Genomic DNA, 17,724 nt, shown 5'->3' with positions numbered 1-17,724 from the left:
TCTGTGAGGAAAACCTACCGCGCGCAACCCCGTCACGCTCTGACGATTCTGTTGCACGCCTCGATCAACGACTGCTCCACCTCGTCGAGTTCCCGGCCGTCGCGGCCGGCGTTGACCACGGCCACGGCGGCCAGCTGGATCGTCACCGCGCGGGCCGGCAGGTCGAGCCGGCGCCAGGGGTCGGCGCCGTCGCCGAGGGCGGGCCCGCCGAAGGCCAGGTACGCGCCGAGGAACCGGTCCCACACGGCCGGGTCGAGCAGCCCCGCCGCGTACCAGCAGGCGGGTCGGGCCAGGTCCCACGCGGGGTCGCCCACGCCGAGGTCGTCCACGTCGATGAGCAGCCACCGGTCGCGGCGGACGAGCTGGCCCAGATGCCAGTCGCCGTGGGTGAGCAGGCCGGGCGCCGGCTCGGGCTCCGGCAGCTCCGCGAACGCCCGGCGTAACAGCCGCTCGACCGGGCCGTCGCCGGGCATCCGCCGCACCGCGCGGGCCGCCCGCGCCGGTGCGCCCGCCTCGGGCAGCGGCGGCAGCAGGGTCAGCGGGACGGCGTGCAGGCGGGCCAGCAGCCGGGCGCCCTCCTCCCAGGGCGCGGCGTCGAGCTCGTCGTGCGAGACGGGGGTGCCGGCCGGCCACACCGTGACCGCGCGGTCCGCCACCGTGAGCACGTCGGGCCGCAACGGGGGGAGCAGGAGGCCGCTGAGCGCTGCCGACGCGGCGGCGCGCACCCGCAGCCGCAGCGCCTCGGCGTCGTCGCGCCGCGAGTGCGCCTTGACCACGACCTCGCCCCGGCGTAACACCACGACGTCGGTGCGGGTGGGGTGGAGCGAGGGCTCCCCCGTGCCACCGTGCGCGCCGGCGATGGCCCCGAGTTCCGCCTGCAGATCCACTCGTACAGACTAGAGGGCATGGGAATCGGATTCGCCGTGCCGCAGTCGGGCCCCTGGGCCACCCCCGCCACCATGCGGCGGGTCGCCACCAGGGCCGAGGAGCTCGGGTACGAGCGGCTGTGGACGTTCCAGCGGGTGCTCTACCCGGTGGGCCACCCGATGGGGCCGATCTACCGCAGCGTGCACGACCCGGTGGTCGCCCTGTCGTACCTGGCGGGGGTGACCGAGGCGATCGGGCTGGGCGTGGCCGTGATCAACGCGTACGTGCAGCCGGTCGTGCTGGCCAAGCAGCTCGCCTCGCTGCAGATCCTGTCCGGCGGGCGGCTGACGGCCGGGCTGGGGCTGGGCTGGGTGCGCGAGGAGTTCGAGGCCGCGGGGGTGGGCTTCGAGGGGCGGGGCCGGCGGATCGAGGAGTTCACGCAGGTGCTGCGCGAGGCGTGGACACGGGAGGAGGTCGAGCACTCCGGGGAGTTCTACCGGATCCCGCCGTCCCATCTCGACCCGCGCCCGGCGCAGGCGCCGCCGATCCTGCTCGGCGGCGCGGCCGAGGCCGGCCTGCGCCGGGCGGGCCGGATCGCCGACGGCTGGATCAGCTCCAGCCGGGAGGACCTGGCGGGCATCGGCCCGCGCGTGGCGATCGTCAAGGAGGCGGCCCGGGAGGCCGGGCGCGATCCTGAGGCGCTGCGCATCGTCTGCCGCGGCGTCACCCGGGTGCGCCCCGCGGGCGAGGCCGAGGGGGAGCGGCCGCCGCTGACGGGCACGTTCGAGGAGATCCGGCGGGACGTGGACGACCTGATGGCGCGCGGCGTGACGGAGGTCTTCCACGACCTCAACTTCGACCCGGAGATCGTCACCGCCGAGCCCAAGGAGGCGATGCGGCGCGCCGAGGAGGCTCTGGAGGCCCTGGCCCCCGCCTCCTGAGTCCCGGGATCAGCGGGACAGGCTCAGGGCCTCGGCGGCCACCGCGCGGCGCAGGTCCCGGATGCCGTCCCGGCCGCGCACCGGGTGCACGGCGTTGGTCAGCAGCACCACCGTCAGCCCGCGCGCCGGGTCCACGACGAGCGACGTCCCCGTGAAGCCGGAATGCCCGAACGCGCCCTCCAGCGGTCCCACGATGCCCGGGTCGCCGATCCGGACCCCGAGCCCGTGCCGGAAGGGCGCCCCCTCGGCGCCCTGGTCGCGGACCATCTCGGCCACGGTCTCCGGCCGCAGCATCTTGCCGCCGCCGGCCCGCAGCGCCTCGCCGAAGGCCAGCAGGTCGTCGGCCGGGGCGAACAGCCCCGCGTGGCCCGCCACGCCCCCCAGGCCGTGGCAGGTCTCGTCGTGCACCTCGCCGCGCACGCACCCCGGCGGTGACGTGAGCGGCCGCTCCGGCTTCCACTCGGTGGCCGCGACCCGCGGCAGCATGCCGGGGCCCGGCCGGTAACCGGTGGCGGTCAGGCCCAGCACGTCGGTGACGCGGGCACGGACCAGCTCGTCGAGCGGGGCGCCGCCCGCCAGCTCGGCCACGCGGCCCATCGTGACCATGCCGACGTCGGTGTAGAGGTACGGACCGCCCACGGGGCCGGTGACGGGCGTGTCGATGATCGCGGCCAGCCGGGTGGCGTGGTCCGCGCCGGGCAGCTCCAGGTCCACGCGGCGCGTGGGCTGGAGCCCGGCCGTGTGGGTGAGCAGGCGGCGCGGCGTGATCCGCGGGTCTCGGCCGGGCAGCCAGGCCGCCACGGGATCGTCCAGGCCGAGACGGCCCTCCTCGGCCAGCGACAGGACGACGGCCGTGGTGAACAGCTTGCTCACCGAGGCCAGGTCGAAGATCGAGTCGCGGCGCGCCGGCGGCCGGTCGCCGGCCAGGGTCCCCTCGGCGTCGGCGTACCTGACCAGCTCGCCGGCCAGCGCCGCCGCCGCGACCTCGCCGTCCACGGCGACGAGCGCGACCGCCGCCGAGCACACGCGCGGCACCGCCCCGGCCAGGACCGCGTCCAGACCTTCCGCCACCTTCCCTCCCCTCTCCGCTTCCATCTCCTCGTCCGGCCACCCGCCACGGGCTCCGGGACGTACGGCTCCCAGGATGCCGTCCCCAGGCACGCCGCCCTCGCAGCCGGCGGCGCCCGGCGCGGCGCGTCAGCCGCTCAGCGCGTCGCTCAGCCGCTCGCCGTGCGACTCCAGCAGCGCCCGCGCCCCCTCCGCGTCGAGCCCGTGCCGGATCATCACCACGGCCGTCTTGGCCTGCCCGCCGGCCTCGTCCACGGCCCGGGCCGCGGTCTCCCGGTCGGTGCCGGTGATGTCGCTGACCATGCGCACCGCCCGGTCGGCGAGCTTGCTGTTCATGGCCGACATCTCGATCATCCGGTTCCCGTACGTGCGCCCGAGCCGCACCATCGCGATCGTGGAGATCATGTTGAGCACCAGTTTCTGCGCGGTGCCCGCCTTGAGCCGGGTCGAGCCGGCCACCACCTCGGGTCCCACGACGACCTCGATCGCGTGCTCGGCGGCGCCCGACAGGGGCGCGCCGTCGTTGCACGACAGGCCGACGGTCAGCGCGCCGCGCCGCCGCGCCTCGGCCAGGGCGCCGAGCACGAACGGCGCGCGGCCGCTGGCGGACACGCCCACCACCGAGTCGAGCGGTCCCACCTCCAGACGCGCCAGGTCCGCGGCGCCGGCCTCGGCGTCGTCCTCGGCGCCCTCCACGGACCGCGTGAGCGCGTCCGGGCCGCCGGCGATGACGCCCTGGACGAGCTCCGGGTCGGTGCCGAACGTGGGCGGGCACTCCGACGCGTCGAGCACGGCCAGCCGCCCCGACGTGCCGGCGCCGACGTACAGCAGCCGGCCGCCCGAGCCCATCCGCGCGGAGATCGCGTCGATGGCGGCCGAGATGGCGGGGATCACCACCGCGACGGCGGCGGGCACGGCCGCGTCGGCCTGGTTCATCAGGCGCGCGATCTGCTCGGTCGGCAGCCGGTCGATCTGGGCGTAGCGGGGGTCGCTCTGCTCGGTGGCCAGCTCGCCGGACGGCACGAGGGCCTGACCGTCGGCGGGAGCGGCTGACGCACCGGTGGACGACACGGTGGAGGGCTCGGATAGCGGTTCAATCATGACGCTAATTTCCACCTTCTCCTTCTCTCTTGTAAATATCTTTCAGACTATGGATTCATGACGTATGTAAGAACCGGTGCCGAGCGGCTGGCCGCGGATCCCTCCCTGGCGGGCGGACGGCGGCTCGGCCTCATCACCAACCCCACCGGAGTCCTGCCCGACCTGACCCCCACGGCCGAGGCCCTGCTGGCGGCCGGGGCGCCGCTGGTGGCGCTGTTCGGCCCCGAGCATGGCCTGCGCGGGACGGCGCAGGCCGCCTCCAGCGAGCCGGACACGACCGATCCGAGGACCGGGCTGCCGGCCTTCGACACGCACGAGCGCTCCGGCGAGGCGCTGGACGAGGTGGTGGCCCGCTCCGGGGCCGACACGCTGGTCTTCGACATCGCCGACGTGGGGACCCGCTTCTACACCTACGTGTGGACGATGTACGACCTGATGGCCTCGGCCGCGCGGCTCGGGCTGCGGTTCGTGGTGCTCGACCGGCCGAACCCGCTGGGCGGGACCGTGACGGAGGGCCCGGAGCTGGACCCGGCGTTCGCGAGCTTCGTCGGCAGGTTCCCGCTGCCGGTGCGGCACGGCAGGACCGCGGGGGAGCTGGCCGTGCTGTTCGGCTTCGACCTGGACCTGCGCGTCGTCGAGATGGAGGGCTGGCGGCGCGACATGGACGCCGCAGGGACCGGGCTGCCGTGGGTGATGCCGTCGGTCAACATGCCGACCCCCGACACCGCGCTCGTCTACCCCGGCACCGGCCTGTTCGAGGGCACCACGTTCTCGGAGGGGCGCGGCACGACCCGGCCGTTCGAGCTGGTCGGCGCGCCGTTCGCGGACGAGAGGTTCGCCGCCGAGCTGGCCGCGCTGGACCTGCCGGGGGTGCGCTTCCGCGACACCTGGTTCACCCCCACCTTCCACAAGCACGCGGGGACGGCCGTGCGGGGCGTCCAGCTCCACGTGCACGACCGGGCCGCGTTCCGGCCGGTGCTGACCGGCGTGTCCATGCTGCACGTGGCCCGCACGCTCTACCCGGACGGCTTCGGCTGGTGGGGGCCCGAGAACGCCGAGAACCACCTGTGGGGGTCGGACACGCTCACGGCGTGCCTGGACATGGGCGAGGACCCGCGTCCCCTGTGCCCGGAGCCCGCTCCCCCCGGCGGGCCGCTGCTCTACACCTGACATCACGCCAGGGCGCGCCGGTAGAGCCAGAAGACGCGTTCGGCGCGCGCGCCCACGGCGCGCGCGTAGAACCGCAGCGGCCCCACCCACCCGATCTCGGCGGTGGCCTGGCCGGCGGCGCGCTGTTCTGCCAGGCACCGGCGCAGCAGCACCCGGCCCACGCCGAGTCCGCGGGCCTCCGGCGCCGTGCCCATCGGCCCGAACCAGGAGGGCCGCGAGCCCCAGGCGGCGAAGCCCAGCACCCGGCCGTCGCGCTCGGCGTAGTGCAGGCCGGTGGCGTGGAGCGCCTCCCAGGCCCAGCGCTCGTTCCAGTGCTCGCCCACGAAGGCGGCCACCCGGCCGCGCTCGTCCGCGTCGTCCGCGCGGCGCACGGTCACCCCCGCCTCGGCCAGGAGCGCGACGTCGCTCGCCGTGGCCAGCTCGCCCGTGGTGAGGCGGGCGGTCATGTTCCAGGCGACGTGGTAGCGCTCGTAGCCCAGGCTCTCGGCGAGGCAGGCGGCGGCGGTGTAGCGGACGTCCACGCCGGGCCAGGCGTAGCACGGTGGGTTGCCGGCGAAGCGGGCCTGCGTCGCGCCCTGCCCGCGCAGCCACTCCTCGGCCGCGCGGACCAGCTCCCGGCCGACGCCGCGCCCCTGCCGCTCCGGGTGGACGGCCAGCAGGTCGAGGTGTCCCACGGAGGGATCCTTGGCCGACAGGGACGCCATGACGACGCCGCCGTTCTCCACCAGGGCGGTCCAGGTGCGGTCCGCCGGAGGCGCGGCCAGCCGCCGTACGAGCGCGCCCGCCTCGGCGGCGTCGAGCGTCAGCGCGGCCTCGGCGGCCCGCACGGCCTCCCGCAGCTCCGCCCCACCGAGTCCGGCGGCGTGCGGCATCCGGCTCACACGCCGCTCAGCGGGCGGGCGATGACGTCGCGGCGCTCCGGGTGGAAGCACGCGTGCTCCTGCGGGACGCCGTCGGTCACCCGCAGCAGCGGCAGCTCCGTCTCGCACCGCTCGCTCCGGAACGGGCAGCGGCGGGCGAACAGGCAGCCGGAGTCGGCCTTCGACTCGTCCAGCGACTCCAGCGGCACCACCGGCTGCTCGCCGGGCTGCTCCAGCCCGTGCAGCACCGGGATGGCCGACAGCAGCGACTGCGTGTACGGGTGGACCGGGTCGGCGATGACCGTGTCCACCGGTCCCCGCTCCACGACCTGGCCCCGGTAGATGACGTACAGCTCGCCGTCGCCGCCGATGTAGCGGGAGGTGGCCACGTCGTGGGTGATGAACAGCACGGCCACGCCGAGCCGCTCGCGCAGGTCCTTCAGCAGCGCGAGGATGCCCAGCCGCAACGACACGTCGATCATGGAGACGGCCTCGTCGGCGACGAGCATCTCGGGGTCCACGGTCAGCGCGCGGGCGATGACGACGCGCTGCCGCATGCCGCCCGAGAGCTGGTGCGGGTAGCGCGACAGCACGGTGCCCGGGTCGAGGCCGACCAGCGACAGCACCTCGGCGGCCCGCTCCTCCATCCACTTCCTCGACCGGCCGGTCTGCTTCGCGCGCAGCGCCAGCGGCGCCTGGAGGGTCTGGTGGATGGTGCGGGTGGGGTTCAGGGCCGAGTAGGGGTCCTGGTGGATCATCTGGATCTTGCGGAAGTGCGGCTGGCGCTGCTTGGTCTTGAGCGGCGTCATCGGCGTGCCGTCGATGGCGATCTCGCCCTCGTCGTACGTCTCCAGCCCGGCGATGATCCGGCCGAGCGTGGTCTTGCCGCAGCCGGACTCGCCGATGAACGAGGCCGCGCCGCCCTTGGCGATGGCGAAGTCGACGCCGCGCAGCGCCCGCACCTCACGCCCGGCGAGCACGCCGCCCCGCTGCTTGAAGGTCTTGGTGATGCCTGTTCCCGTGATCACGCGTGCTCCTTGACGCCCACCGCGTGGCAGGCCACGATCCTCGGCCCGTGCGCGACGGCCGCCGGGTCGTCGCTCTCGCAGACGTCCATGCGCACGGCGCAGCGCTCCCGGAACACGCAGCCCTGCTTCGGCACGGTCGCCAGCGTCGGCGGCCGGCCGGGCAGCGCCCGCGCCTCGTCGATGTCGCCGACGAGCCGGGGGATGGCCTGGATGAGGCCCCGGGTGTACGGGTGGCTGGGCGCGCCCAGCACCTCGCGGGTCGGTCCCTGCTCGACGAGCCGCCCGCCGTACATGACCGCCAGCCGGTCGGCCACCTCGGCCACCACGCCGATGTCGTGCGTGATGACCAGCGTGGTCAGGCCGCGCTCGGCGTGGACCTCCCGGACGATCTTCAGGATGTTCGCCTGGGTGATCATGTCGAGGGCGGTGGTCGGCTCGTCGAGGACGACCAGGTGCGCGTTGAGCACCAGCGCCAGCATGATGCCGACCCGCTGGCGCATGCCGCCGGACAGCTCGTGCTGGTGCGAGTCGAGGACCCGGGCCCCGTCGAGGCCCATCCGGCCGAGCAGCTCCTTCGCCTCGCGGACCAGGCCGCGCAGGTCGTCCACGCCGTGGGAGCGGCCCAGGTCGAGGAGCTGCTTGCCGACCGTCTTGAGCGGGTTCAGGGAGTTCTGGGCCGCCTGGAAGACGTACCCGATGTGCGCGCCGCGCGCCTTGCGCAGCCGCTCGCCCGCGAGGCCGACGACGTCGCCGAGCCCGTCGATCTCGACGCTGCCCGCCGAGATCCGTCCCGGCGGCTGCACCGCGTTGAGCAGGGACAGCGCCAGCGTGGACTTGCCGGAGCCGGACTCGCCGACGATGCCGGTGATCGAGCCGGGCTCCAGGATGAGGCTGACGTCGCGGACGGCCGGCAGCTCGCCCGCGGGGGTCTTGTAGACGACGGTCAGGCCGTCGATGCGCACCCCGGGGGCGGGCGTCGCCGGCGCCGTGACCGGCTCGGGCGCCGCCTGCGGGGCTGCCGTCTCTGGCTGGGCCACCGTTACTCCTCACGCAGCCGGGGGTTGAAGATCTCGTCCATGGCGTCGACCACGAGCACGATGCCGAGCGTCAGCAGCAGGATCGCGAGCAGCGGCGCTAGCAGGTAGCCGAGCGCGTAGGGGGTGATCATCGCGCCGGCCTGGAAGACGGCCAGGTTGAGCATCACGCCCCAGTTGTTCGACTCGTACGGCAGCACGCCGAGGAAGAACAGGCCGACCTGCGCGTAGACGGCGCCGGTGACCGCGATGAGCATGTTCATCGCGATGTACGGCGCCATGCTCGGCAGCAGCTCCTTGCCGATGATGTGACCGGTGGACAGGCCGAGGCCGCGCGCCGCCTCGATGAAGCCGCGCTCGCGCAGCGACAGCGTCTGCGCCCGCACCGCGCGGGCCACGCCGCCCCAGCCGAGCAGGCCGAGCACCAGGCCCATCTGCAGCGGGTTGCCGAACTTCCAGACCGTCGCGAGGACGAGCAGCAGGGGCAGGCCGGGGATCGTCAGCTTCATGTCGGTGACCCGCATGAGCACGGTGTCCCAGCGGCCCCGCTTGAAGCCGGAGAACAGGCCGAGCCCGGTGCCGAAGACCACGGTGATGAGCGCGGTGACGGCGGCGCTGAGCAGCACGTACCGGGAGCCGGTGATGACCAGCGCCAGCACGTCGCGGCCCTGCGGGTCGGTGCCGAACCAGTGCTCCCAGCTCGGCGGCTGCGTGATGGCGTTGGCGTTGTCCGGCAGATTGTCGGGATAGAACATCGGCCCGAAGATCGCCATGAAGGCGAAGCCCACGAGGATGACCGCGCCGGCCAGCCGGCTGGGCTTGCGCCTCATCACCCGCCACACGCCGCGCCAGAAGTTGCGCCGCATGGCCGAGGCCGTGGAGAGGCCGCCGCCGGACGTCTCGGGGATGCCGGACGTCTCGGGGATTAGCGTGGCGCTCATGACGCCTCCTCTCCGCTGCGCACCCGCGGGTCGATCGTGGTGTAGAACAGGTCGGCCACGATGTTCGCCAGGATCACCGCCGTCGTGATGAGCAGGAAGGCCCCGCTCATCAGCGCGTAGTCGCGGTCGTTGACGCCGTTGATGAGCATCAGGCCGAGGCCCGGATAGTTGAAGATCTTCTCGATGAAGACGGCGCCGCCGAGCAGCAGCCCGAGCGACAGCGCCAGGATCGTGAACAGCGGCAGGATCGCGTTGCGCGCGATGTAGCGGAAGACGATCGAGCGCTTCATCCCGCGCAGCTCCGCGGCGAGGATGAAGTCGTCGCCCAGGACGGTCACCACACTCGACTTCATCGCCAGGACCCAGCCGCCGTACGCCGACAGGGCGTAGGTGACGACCGGCAGCACGGCGTGCTCGACGAGCGAGCCGATGTAGCCGGCGTTGAACCCGGGATCGAAGAGGATGTCCACCGGCCCGTCGGCGGGCAGGATCGGGATGAGCGTCGCGAAGATCACCACGAGCAGCATCGCCAGCACGTACTGCGGGATGCCGTGCAGCAGCGAGCCGGAGATCGCCAGGGCGTCGCCCAGCTTGCTCTTGCGCTTGATCGCCGCGAACACCCCGAGCATGACGCCGACGAGGAAGCTCAGCAGCGTGCCGGCCAGCACCGGCAGCACCGTCCACTTGGCCGCCTCGCCCAGCACGTCGAGGACCGGGGTGCCCGGCCTGCTGACGGAGACGCCGAGGTCCAGGTGGAGCAGGCCGGTCATGTAGTCGGTGTACTGCTGCCACAGGGAGCCCGTCGGCTGGAAGCCGTAGAGCACCTTGACGGCCTGCGCGGCCGCCTCCGGGGACATGCCGCCCTCGATCAGCTTCTCGTAGCGGGCGGCCATGGGGTCGCCCGGGATGTTGTTGACGATGAAGAAGCTGACCGTGGCGACCACAAGGATCATGACGAGCCCGCGGGCCAGGTGGCCCGCGAGTCGCCGTGCGATGACCGTCATAAGGGCCTTACTGCTTCGCCTTGACCATGCCGAGCTGGATCCACACGCCGGCGGGGAGAACCCCGGTGCCCAGGCGCAGGATCTCGTCGTCGTGCGGCCAGCCGGTGAAGCGGGTGTTGTTGACGAACTGGTTGTTGACGTAGTCCCAGAGCTGGATGACCGGGAGGTCCTGGTTGGCGGCGGTGGCGAGCTGGGCCATGATCGGCTTGGCCTGGTCCTCGGTCGCCGTGTTCAGCTTGCCGGTCAGCTCACCCGGGTTGATCTTGGCGCCGTCGACCTCGATCTCCTCGGGGCCGCCCATCCAGTTGCCGCCCTTGCCGGGCGCGGAGTGCGTGACCTTGCCGGCGACGTTGGTCCAGCCGTTGGAGGCGCCGTAGAGGCGCTGGAAGATGTCGTACGGCGCGGGGCCGAGCGCCATCAGCCAGAAGCCGACGTCGTACTTGCCGGCCGCCAGCTCCTCAAGGTAGAGCGGGTAGTCGGTGGTGGTCACGACCTCGGCGTCGATGCCGTTCTTGACGAGCTGGCTCTTGATGTTCTCCTGGGCCGACAGCCAGTCGGAGAAGCCGGACGGCGCGTGCATGGACACCTTCCACGGCGTGCCGTCGGCGAGCGTCCACTTGCCGTCCTTCTTGGCCAGGCCGGCCTGCTTGAACTCCGCCTCCGCCTTGGCCGGGTCCGGCTTGTACGGGTCGAGCTTGGCGAGCGTGTCGGGGATCCAGGCCTGGGCGGCCTTCTGGTGGATGCCGCTGGTGGTCACGGCCGGGGTGCCGCCCTCGGGCGATGCGACCTTGGTGACCTGGTCGCGGTCGATGAGGTAGGCCAGGCCGCGGCGCACGTGCACGTTGTCGTACGGCTTCTTGGACTGGTTGAAGGCCATGCTCACGGCCACCGGCGAGTAGCCCTTGATGACCTCGATGCCCGGCGCCTGCTTGATCCGGTTCATCACGTCCGTGGGGGCCGCGACGAAGCCGGACTGGTCGAGCTTGCCGGCGGTGAGGTAGTTCCAGATCTGCTCGTTGCCGGTGTAGTTGAGGAACTTCACCTGGGCCGGGGCCACGTTGGCGACGTTGTAGAAGTTCTTGTTCTTGACCAGCAGCGCCTCGCCGGGGTTGACCCGCTCCAGCACGAACGGGCCGGCCGAGACGTCCTTGGGCGGGGCGAAGGTGAGGACCTTCTGGCCGAACGCGGTGATGTCGGCGCGCGCCTTCTCGGCCTCGGCGCCGTCACCGCGGGCGGTCTTCAGCGTGTCCCAGAACGTCGCGGGCAGGACGTCCTTCCAGACGTGCGAGGGCAGGACCGTGGTGTCCAGCACGCCGCGCACGAACTTGGGGCTCGGGTTGGCCATCTCCTGTGTGATCTTCAAGGTCTTGTCGTCCACCACGGTCACGTCCGCAGCGGCTCCCGCGGCGCCCGGGGTGACCGAGAAGGCGGTGCTACCCTGGGTGTACGCGATCCCGATGGACATCTTGACGTCCTCGGCGGTGACCGGCTGACCGTCCGACCACTTCGCGTTGGGCTGCAGCTTCAGCGTGATGGCGGAGTTGTCCGGGGCGATCTCCCAGCTGGCCGCGATGCCGGGGAGTGCCTGGTTCGGGTCCGTCAGGTGATTCTTGACCCATCCCAGCTTCATGGAGTTGAACCCGGGGAACGAGTTCCCCTTCGGGTTGTACGGGTTGGCCGGCGCTGACGCGTCCAGACCGGGCCTGTTCACGTCGATCGTGGTGAAGAGCCCGCCACCTCCGCCCGAACCGGACTTGTTGGTGGAACCACCGCTGCACGCTGTCACGGTGGCAAGGCCCAGCAACGCCACTACCGCTGCTAGTCGCTTCATGTTCCGCTCCGGGGGATGTCTGGCCTGTTCAGGATCTGCAGGATTGACCCGGACCCTACGGTCGAGGGAAAGACGCGTCAATAATCTCCAGGGGTTGTGAGGCTAATGTAACTTTCCTTCATCGGTGTCCGCAATGGCGCTCGGCGCCATCCCGCCCGGAGCCCGCCCGGAGCCCCGTCCGGGGCCCGGGTCCGCAGGTCAGATCACGTCCCAGGGCACGCCCTCGTAGGCCGCCGTCACCCGCGCCATGGCCCTCTCGTCCGTCCTGAGCCGCAGGTCGCCGACCCGGCACACCGGCACGACGCCCCACGAGTTGGTCATGAACACCGCCGGATGGGCCGGCAGGTCGCCCACGGTGAGCGGGCGCCGCTCGGCCGGCAGCTCGCCCTCCAGCAGCGCCATCGTGATGCCGCGCAGCATCGGCGCCTCCGGCCAGACGATCCGCTCCCCGTCGGAGCAGCCCAGGTTGGCGATCGTCGCCTCGGAGATCAGGCCGTCCGGCCCCACGAACAGCGCGTCGTCGAAGCCCTCGGCCCTCGCCCGCTGGCCCAGGTGGGCCTGGGGGAAGCCGCCGAGGTGCTTGAGGTGCGGCAGGTAGCGCTGGTAGGGCACCGGGAGAAGGGCCTGCGGCCCGGCCGGCCACGCGTGCGGAGTCGCCGCCGTGGCGATCACCCGCGGGCCGTCGCGCTCGGCGACGATCACCCGCACGCTCGCGTCGGGCTCGCCGCGCAGGGCCAGGCGGGCGGTGGCCAGGACGAGCTCCTCGTCGAGGGCCGTGCCGAACAGCTCCCGGGTGGCCTGGCGGAGGCGGTCCAGGTGCAGGGCCAGGCCGCGCACCCGGCCCCCTCGCACCTGCATGGCGGTGAAGTGGCCGTAGCGGGCCGCCACGGCGAGCCCCAGGTCGCCGGCCGCCGCGGGCCGGCCGTCGACGGCTACACGATCGATCACGGGCTCCAGCGTACGGACCGCGCCGCATGTGCGGCACGCCTCCGGCGGGCACCGGGAGCCGGCCTGGCCCGGGCCGCCCCGGACATGGAGGTCGTCCGGGGCGGCGGGGCGATCGGGCGGCCGTGGGGGGCCGGCGTCACCGTCCTACGGCGCGGGGACCTCGCGCACCAGGCGTGAGGTCCAGGGGCACCACATCAGGCCGGGCAGGAACGCGCCGCCCGCCTCGTCCAGATGGTCCTCGACGTAGGGGATCGTGGCGTCGCACACCTCGATGGCGTAGTCGAAGAAGTCGACCGTGGCGGGGTCGTAGGTGAAGCTCCACCGGGGGTTGTAGGGGGCGGGGCGCTTGACGATCCGGCCGAGGACGTGCGGCCGTTCACCGGTCGTGCCGTTCACCAGGTCCCTGGCGTGCTGGATCTTGGCGGGATCGGTGAGCCTGAGGACGGCCCTCTCGCCGGTGATGTCGGTGAACTCGAAGTAGGCGTCAGAGGCGGCCGCGGCGCGGTGGGGGGCCGCGGGCTGCTGGGCTTGGGCGGGTGCGGCGATGGTGAGCATCGCGACCGCGGCGAGGGCGGCGACCTTGGGGGTGATACGTCGCATGGGCGTCTCCGGTGCGTGTCGGGCCGTGGACACGGCCACTCCTCACTCAGAGTAGCTTGACGAACACTTTACGTCACCATCAGGGCCGATCCCTGCCGTCACACCGGCAGGGTCTCCGCCGCCGTCAGCCGGTCGCAGGCGAGCGTGGCCAGCAGAGCCGCGCCGTCCGGCAGCACCGCGTCGTCGAACCGCGCCTCGGGGGAGTGGTTGTACGGCGCCGCCGCCGGGTCGAGGTCCGCCGGGCACGCGCCTAGGAACAGGAACGCGCCCGGCACCCGCTCCAGCACGTACGAGAAGTCCTCCGAGCCCATCACCGGCTGCGGCGTGACGAAGAACCGGCCGGGCCCGAACAGCTCACCGGCCGTCCGCTCGGCGAAGCCGGCCTCGTCCGCGTCGTTGACCGTCACCGGGTAGCCCATGCCGAACGACGTCTCCACGCCCAGCCCGTGCGCCGCCGCGACGCCCTCCACCACCTCGACCAGCCGCCGCTTCACCAGGGCCCGCGCGTCCGCGCTGAACGTCCGGACCGTCGCCTCGAACCACGCCTCGTCCGGGATCACGTTGTCGGCCGTCCCGCCGTGGAACTGCCCGACCGTGACCACCACCGGGTCGAACACGTCGAACGTGCGCGTGACCATCGTCTGCAGCTCCGTCACCATCGCGCAGCCCGCCTGCACCGGGTCCAGCGCCCGGTGCGGGCTGGAGCCGTGGCCGCCGCGCCCCTTCACCTTCACCTGGAAGACGTCGGCCGCCGCCATGATCGGCCCCGGCCGCGAGGTGAACAGCCCCGGCGGCAGCATCGAGGAGATCACGTGCAGTCCGTACGCGGCGACCGGCCGGGGCCCCGCCGCCTCCAGCACGCCCTCGTCGATCATGATCTTGGCGCCCTCGAACCCCTCCTCGCCGGGCTGGAACATGAACACGACGTCGCCCGGCAGCTCCTCGCGCCGCTCGCTCAGCAGCCGCGCCGCGCCCGCCAGCATCGCGGTGTGCAGGTCGTGACCGCACGCGTGCATCCGGCCCTCGATCTCCGAGCGGTACGGCAGGTCGTTCCGCTCCGTGACGGGCAGGCCGTCCATGTCGCCCCGCAGCAGCACGACCGGGGCCTGCCCGCCGGCCGGCCGCCGCCCGCCGCGCAGCACGGCGGTGACGGAGCTGAGCGCGGTCCCCGTCGTGATCTCCAGGGGCAGCCCGTCGAGCGCCGCCAGGACCTTCTCCTGGGTGCGCGGCAGCACGAGGCCCAACTCGGGGGTGGCGTGCAGGGAGCGGCGCAGCGCGACCAGCTCGTCCCGCAGGTCACGGGCGGATTCAGTGAACGGCATGTGCGACATAGGCACTATTCGCTCACATGCCGGTCGCGAAGTCGACAAGACCCCCTCTGTACGATGACCGGGTGACCGAGCGTAAACGGATTGATTACTGGCTCTCTGACATGGACGGCGTCCTCGTGCACGAGGGCCGACCGGTGCCCGGCGCCGACACCTTCATCAGGCGGCTCAGCGACTCGGGCAAGCCGTTCAGGGTGCTGACCAACAACTCGATCTACACGCCCCGCGACCTGTCCGTACGGCTGGCGGCGGCCGGGCTGGAGGTGCCGGAGGGGTCGATCTGGACCTCCGCGATGGCGACCGCCGAGTTCCTCGACGACCAGCGGCCCGGCGGCTCGGCGTACGTGATCGGCGAGGCCGGGCTGACCACGGCCCTGCACGAGGTCGGCTACGTGCTCACCGACCTCGACCCCGACTACGTCGTGCTCGGCGAGACCCGCACCTACAGCTTCACCCAGATCACCCGCGCGATCCGGCTCATCGAGAACGGCGCCCGCTTCATCGCCACCAACCCCGACCCGATCGGCCCCTCCACCGAGGGCTCCCTGCCGGCCTGCGGCGCGGTCGCCGCGATGATCACCAAGGCGACGGGCGTCGACCCGTACTTCGTCGGCAAGCCCAACCCCCGGATGATGCGCAGCGCGCTCAACGCCATCGAGGGCCACAGCGAGACGACCGCGATGATCGGCGACCGCATGGACACCGACGTCGTGTGCGGCATGGAGGCCGGCCTCTACACGATCCTCGTCCTCACCGGCGTCACCCAGCCCCAGCAGATCGACCGCTTCCCCTACCGCCCGTCGCTCGTGGTGGGCTCGGTGGCCGAGCTCGTCGACCTCGTGTGAGCCTCCGTACCTGACGCGTTCTGACAGGTACCGCTGGCAAGGTGGAGGCCATGACCCGTGTCTATCTGGAGCTCGGCCCCAAGAAGGTCTTCGCCTGCTCGCTGGAGTGGCCCGGCTGGTGCCGGGTCGCCAAGGGCGAGGAGGCGGCGCTCGACCTGCTCATGGACTACGCCCCCCGCTACCGGGTGATCGCGGGACGGGCCGGCCTGGCGTTCGAGCCGGGGGAGCCGGTCGTGGCCGCCCGGGTGCCCGGCGACACGACCACGGACTTCGGCGCGCCGTCCGCGATGCCGGACCTCGACCGGGAGCCCCTCGGCGCGGAGGAGGCCGCCCGGCAGGTGGCGCTGCTGCGCGCCGCCTGGGAGCTGTTCGACGAGACCGTGGCGGTCTCGCCGGAGGAGCTGCGCAAGGGCCCGCGCGGCGGCGGGCGCGACACGTCCAGGATCTACGACCACGTCGTCGAGGCGGAGCGCTCCTACGCCCGCCAGCTCGGCGTGCGGCACAAGCCGTACGCCTCGCGCGCGGACCGCGACGCGATGCGCGAGGAGCTCACCGGGGTGCTCGCCCTGCCCTGGGAGCCGCCGGGCGACACCCGGTGGACGCCCCGCTACGCCGTCCGGCGCCTGGCCTGGCACGTCATCGACCACCTGTGGGAGATCGAGGACCGTCGCGGCGGATGAGCCGGGGCAGGGCGCCGATGTGCTCCGACAGGTAGCGCGCGACCGGCTCCGGCACCACGTGCCGGGAGGTGATCTCCGAGGGGCGCAGCGGCACCCGCTCCAGCTCGTAGTGCCCGCGCGCCGGGTCGTCCACCTCGGGGCCGTGCCGCAGCGCCCAGTCCATGCCGGCCAGGCGGCAGCCGTACACGTGCTGCACCTTCACCCCGCCCTGCCACGGATAGCTCACCGTGGTCAGCGGCGTGACGCCCGACACCGTGGCGCCCAGCTCCTCCAGCAGCTCGCGGCGTAGCGTGTGCTCCAGGGTGGCGTCACCCGGCTCCACGTGGCCGCCCGGGACCGACCAGTAGACCTCGCGTCCGGGAACCGTACGCCGGAACAGCATCAGCCGCTCGTCGCGGTCGAGCAGCAGGCCACGCACGCTGGGACGCATGACGGCACCTTACGGGACGGGGATGACCTTCGGGTAACCTAACCTACGGTCCCGTAACAAAGGAGAACGTTCATATGGCGATGACTCAGACGGAGCTTCTGCACGAGCTCGAACCCGTGGTCGCGGGAGAGCTCGACCGCCATCACACGATGGCCAAGGAGTGGTTCCCGCACGAGTACGTCCCGTGGAGCGAAGGCCGTGACTTCGACGGCGTCTACGGCGGTGAGGCGTGGCAGGACAGCGACTCCAAGATCCCCGAGGCGGCACGCGTATCGCTCATCGTCAACCTGCTGACCGAGGACAACCTGCCCAGCTACCACCACGAGATCGCCACCACCTTCGGTCGTGACGGCGCGTGGGGCACGTGGGTCCACCGCTGGACCGCCGAGGAGGACCGCCACGGCACCGCGATCCGCGACTACCTGACCGTCACCCGCGCGGTCGACCCGGTCGCGCTGGAGCGCGCCCGCATGGTCCACATGGAGAGCGGCTTCGCCAGCGAGTACGGGACCATGCTCCAGCAGCTCGCGTACGTCTCCTTCCAGGAGCTCGCGACCCGCATCGCGCACCGCAACACCGGCCGGGCGTCGGGCGACGAGGGCTGCGAGCGGCTGCTCGCCCGCATCGCCGCCGACGAGAACCTGCACATGCTCTTCTACCGCAACCTGCTCAAGGCGGCCTTCGAGCTCGACCCCAACCAGACCATGCGGGCCGTGACGGATGTGGTGACCACCTTCCAGATGCCGGGATCGAGCATCGAGGGCTTCACCCGCAAGGCGATGATCATCGCTCACGAGGGCATCTACGACCTGCGCCTCCATCTCGACGACGTGCTCATGCCGGTGCTGCGGCAGTGGTCGGTCTTCGACAAGACCGGGCTCGACGCCGAGGGCGAGCAGGCCCGCGAGGAGCTGTCGGCGTTCCTGGCCAAGACGGAGGCCACGGCCGCGCGCTTCGTGGAGCGCCGCGAGGAGCGCCGCGCCCGCGCCGCCGCCCGCTGACCCACCGCTCCATCACCGTTTCACCACCGCCCGGGCCTCCGGGAGCG

At 72.6% G+C, this 17,724-nt stretch carries 18 protein-coding genes; 5 read left to right on the top strand and 13 right to left on the bottom strand.

Annotation, left to right across the window (positions count from 1 at the left end; all coding sequences use genetic code 11):
- Positions 1-32 precede the first annotated feature (32 nt).
- On the bottom strand, positions 33-887 hold the full coding sequence (locus tag AB0H64_RS01705) for a phosphotransferase (RefSeq protein ID WP_310714046.1): 855 nt from the start codon (positions 885-887) through the stop codon (positions 33-35).
- An 18-nt stretch (positions 888-905) separates the two neighbouring features.
- On the opposite strand from AB0H64_RS01705, the gene AB0H64_RS01700 reads away from it, so the two are divergent.
- Positions 906-1,808: a TIGR03619 family F420-dependent LLM class oxidoreductase gene (locus tag AB0H64_RS01700; RefSeq protein ID WP_357618832.1), complete on the top strand. Its 903-nt coding sequence runs from the start codon at positions 906-908 to the stop codon at positions 1,806-1,808.
- Between the two features lie 9 nt (positions 1,809-1,817).
- On the opposite strand, the gene AB0H64_RS01695 is transcribed toward AB0H64_RS01700, so the two are convergent.
- Together AB0H64_RS01695 and murQ are read right to left on the bottom strand one after the other, a co-directional pair.
- Complete coding sequence (locus tag AB0H64_RS01695) at positions 1,818-2,879, bottom strand: serine hydrolase domain-containing protein (RefSeq protein ID WP_357618830.1); 1,062 nt, start codon at positions 2,877-2,879, stop codon at positions 1,818-1,820.
- 126 nt (positions 2,880-3,005) lie between these two features.
- Positions 3,006-3,977, bottom strand: coding sequence for an N-acetylmuramic acid 6-phosphate etherase (gene murQ / locus AB0H64_RS01690; RefSeq protein ID WP_357618827.1), 972 nt, complete (start codon positions 3,975-3,977; stop codon positions 3,006-3,008).
- Positions 3,978-4,034: 57 nt separating this feature from the next.
- Between murQ and AB0H64_RS01685 the strand changes: the two genes are divergently transcribed.
- Positions 4,035-5,147, top strand: a complete 1,113-nt coding sequence (locus AB0H64_RS01685; protein ID WP_357618824.1) for a DUF1343 domain-containing protein — start codon at positions 4,035-4,037, stop codon at positions 5,145-5,147.
- 2 nt (positions 5,148-5,149) lie between these two features.
- Here AB0H64_RS01685 and AB0H64_RS01680 read toward each other — a convergent pair whose 3' ends face one another.
- The 9 genes from AB0H64_RS01680 to AB0H64_RS01640 all read right to left on the bottom strand — a co-directional run bounded on the left by AB0H64_RS01680 (position 5,150) and on the right by AB0H64_RS01640 (position 14,715).
- A complete protein-coding gene (locus AB0H64_RS01680) occupies positions 5,150-6,019 on the bottom strand; it encodes a GNAT family N-acetyltransferase (protein ID WP_357619694.1) in 870 nt (289 codons plus the stop codon).
- A gap of 5 nt (positions 6,020-6,024) precedes the next feature.
- Positions 6,025-7,035 carry an ABC transporter ATP-binding protein gene (locus tag AB0H64_RS01675; RefSeq protein WP_357618821.1) on the bottom strand — a complete coding sequence of 337 codons (1,011 nt, stop codon included), beginning with the start codon at positions 7,033-7,035 and terminating at the stop codon, positions 6,025-6,027.
- Positions 7,032-8,072 carry an ABC transporter ATP-binding protein gene (locus AB0H64_RS01670; protein WP_357618818.1) on the bottom strand — a complete coding sequence of 347 codons (1,041 nt, stop codon included), beginning with the start codon at positions 8,070-8,072 and terminating at the stop codon, positions 7,032-7,034. Before AB0H64_RS01670 ends, AB0H64_RS01675 begins: the two co-directional genes overlap by 4 nt.
- Before the next feature lie 2 nt (positions 8,073-8,074).
- Complete coding sequence (locus tag AB0H64_RS01665) at positions 8,075-9,010, bottom strand: ABC transporter permease (protein ID WP_357618815.1); 936 nt, start codon at positions 9,008-9,010, stop codon at positions 8,075-8,077.
- The gene (locus AB0H64_RS01660) at positions 9,007-10,014 is read right to left on the bottom strand and encodes an ABC transporter permease (RefSeq protein ID WP_357618812.1); all 1,008 of its coding nucleotides are present in this window, start codon (positions 10,012-10,014) and stop codon (positions 9,007-9,009) included. Before AB0H64_RS01660 ends, AB0H64_RS01665 begins: the two co-directional genes overlap by 4 nt.
- A gap of 7 nt (positions 10,015-10,021) precedes the next feature.
- Positions 10,022-11,845 carry an ABC transporter substrate-binding protein gene (locus AB0H64_RS01655; protein WP_357618809.1) on the bottom strand — a complete coding sequence of 608 codons (1,824 nt, stop codon included), beginning with the start codon at positions 11,843-11,845 and terminating at the stop codon, positions 10,022-10,024.
- A gap of 198 nt (positions 11,846-12,043) precedes the next feature.
- Positions 12,044-12,793, bottom strand: coding sequence for an aminotransferase class IV (locus tag AB0H64_RS01650; RefSeq protein ID WP_357618806.1), 750 nt, complete (start codon positions 12,791-12,793; stop codon positions 12,044-12,046).
- Positions 12,794-12,937: 144 nt separating this feature from the next.
- The gene (locus tag AB0H64_RS01645) at positions 12,938-13,393 is read right to left on the bottom strand and encodes a calmodulin-binding protein (protein WP_357618803.1); all 456 of its coding nucleotides are present in this window, start codon (positions 13,391-13,393) and stop codon (positions 12,938-12,940) included.
- 98 nt (positions 13,394-13,491) lie between these two features.
- The gene (locus tag AB0H64_RS01640) at positions 13,492-14,715 is read right to left on the bottom strand and encodes a M20 family metallopeptidase (RefSeq protein WP_357618800.1); all 1,224 of its coding nucleotides are present in this window, start codon (positions 14,713-14,715) and stop codon (positions 13,492-13,494) included.
- 71 nt (positions 14,716-14,786) lie between these two features.
- Between AB0H64_RS01640 and AB0H64_RS01635 the strand changes: the two genes are divergently transcribed.
- Together AB0H64_RS01635 and AB0H64_RS01630 are read left to right on the top strand one after the other, a co-directional pair.
- Complete coding sequence (locus tag AB0H64_RS01635; protein ID WP_357618797.1) at positions 14,787-15,566, top strand: HAD-IIA family hydrolase; 780 nt, start codon at positions 14,787-14,789, stop codon at positions 15,564-15,566.
- A 50-nt stretch (positions 15,567-15,616) separates the two neighbouring features.
- A complete protein-coding gene (locus AB0H64_RS01630) occupies positions 15,617-16,246 on the top strand; it encodes a hypothetical protein (protein WP_357618795.1) in 630 nt (209 codons plus the stop codon).
- On the opposite strand, the gene AB0H64_RS01625 is transcribed toward AB0H64_RS01630, so the two are convergent.
- The gene (locus AB0H64_RS01625) at positions 16,203-16,676 is read right to left on the bottom strand and encodes an NUDIX hydrolase (RefSeq protein WP_357618792.1); all 474 of its coding nucleotides are present in this window, start codon (positions 16,674-16,676) and stop codon (positions 16,203-16,205) included. The two genes, AB0H64_RS01630 and AB0H64_RS01625, sit on opposite strands and share 44 nt — an antisense overlap.
- Before the next feature lie 74 nt (positions 16,677-16,750).
- On the opposite strand from AB0H64_RS01625, the gene AB0H64_RS01620 reads away from it, so the two are divergent.
- Positions 16,751-17,677: an acyl-ACP desaturase gene (locus AB0H64_RS01620; protein ID WP_357618789.1), complete on the top strand. Its 927-nt coding sequence runs from the start codon at positions 16,751-16,753 to the stop codon at positions 17,675-17,677.
- The last annotated feature ends 47 nt before the right edge of the window (positions 17,678-17,724 follow it).

The sequence above is a fragment of the Nonomuraea sp. NPDC050733 genome (genome assembly GCF_040654215.1).
Classification (GTDB): domain Bacteria; phylum Actinomycetota; class Actinomycetes; order Streptosporangiales; family Streptosporangiaceae; genus Nonomuraea.
Note: the sequence above shows the minus strand (reverse complement) of the source record. Positions and strands in the feature narration are given on the sequence as shown.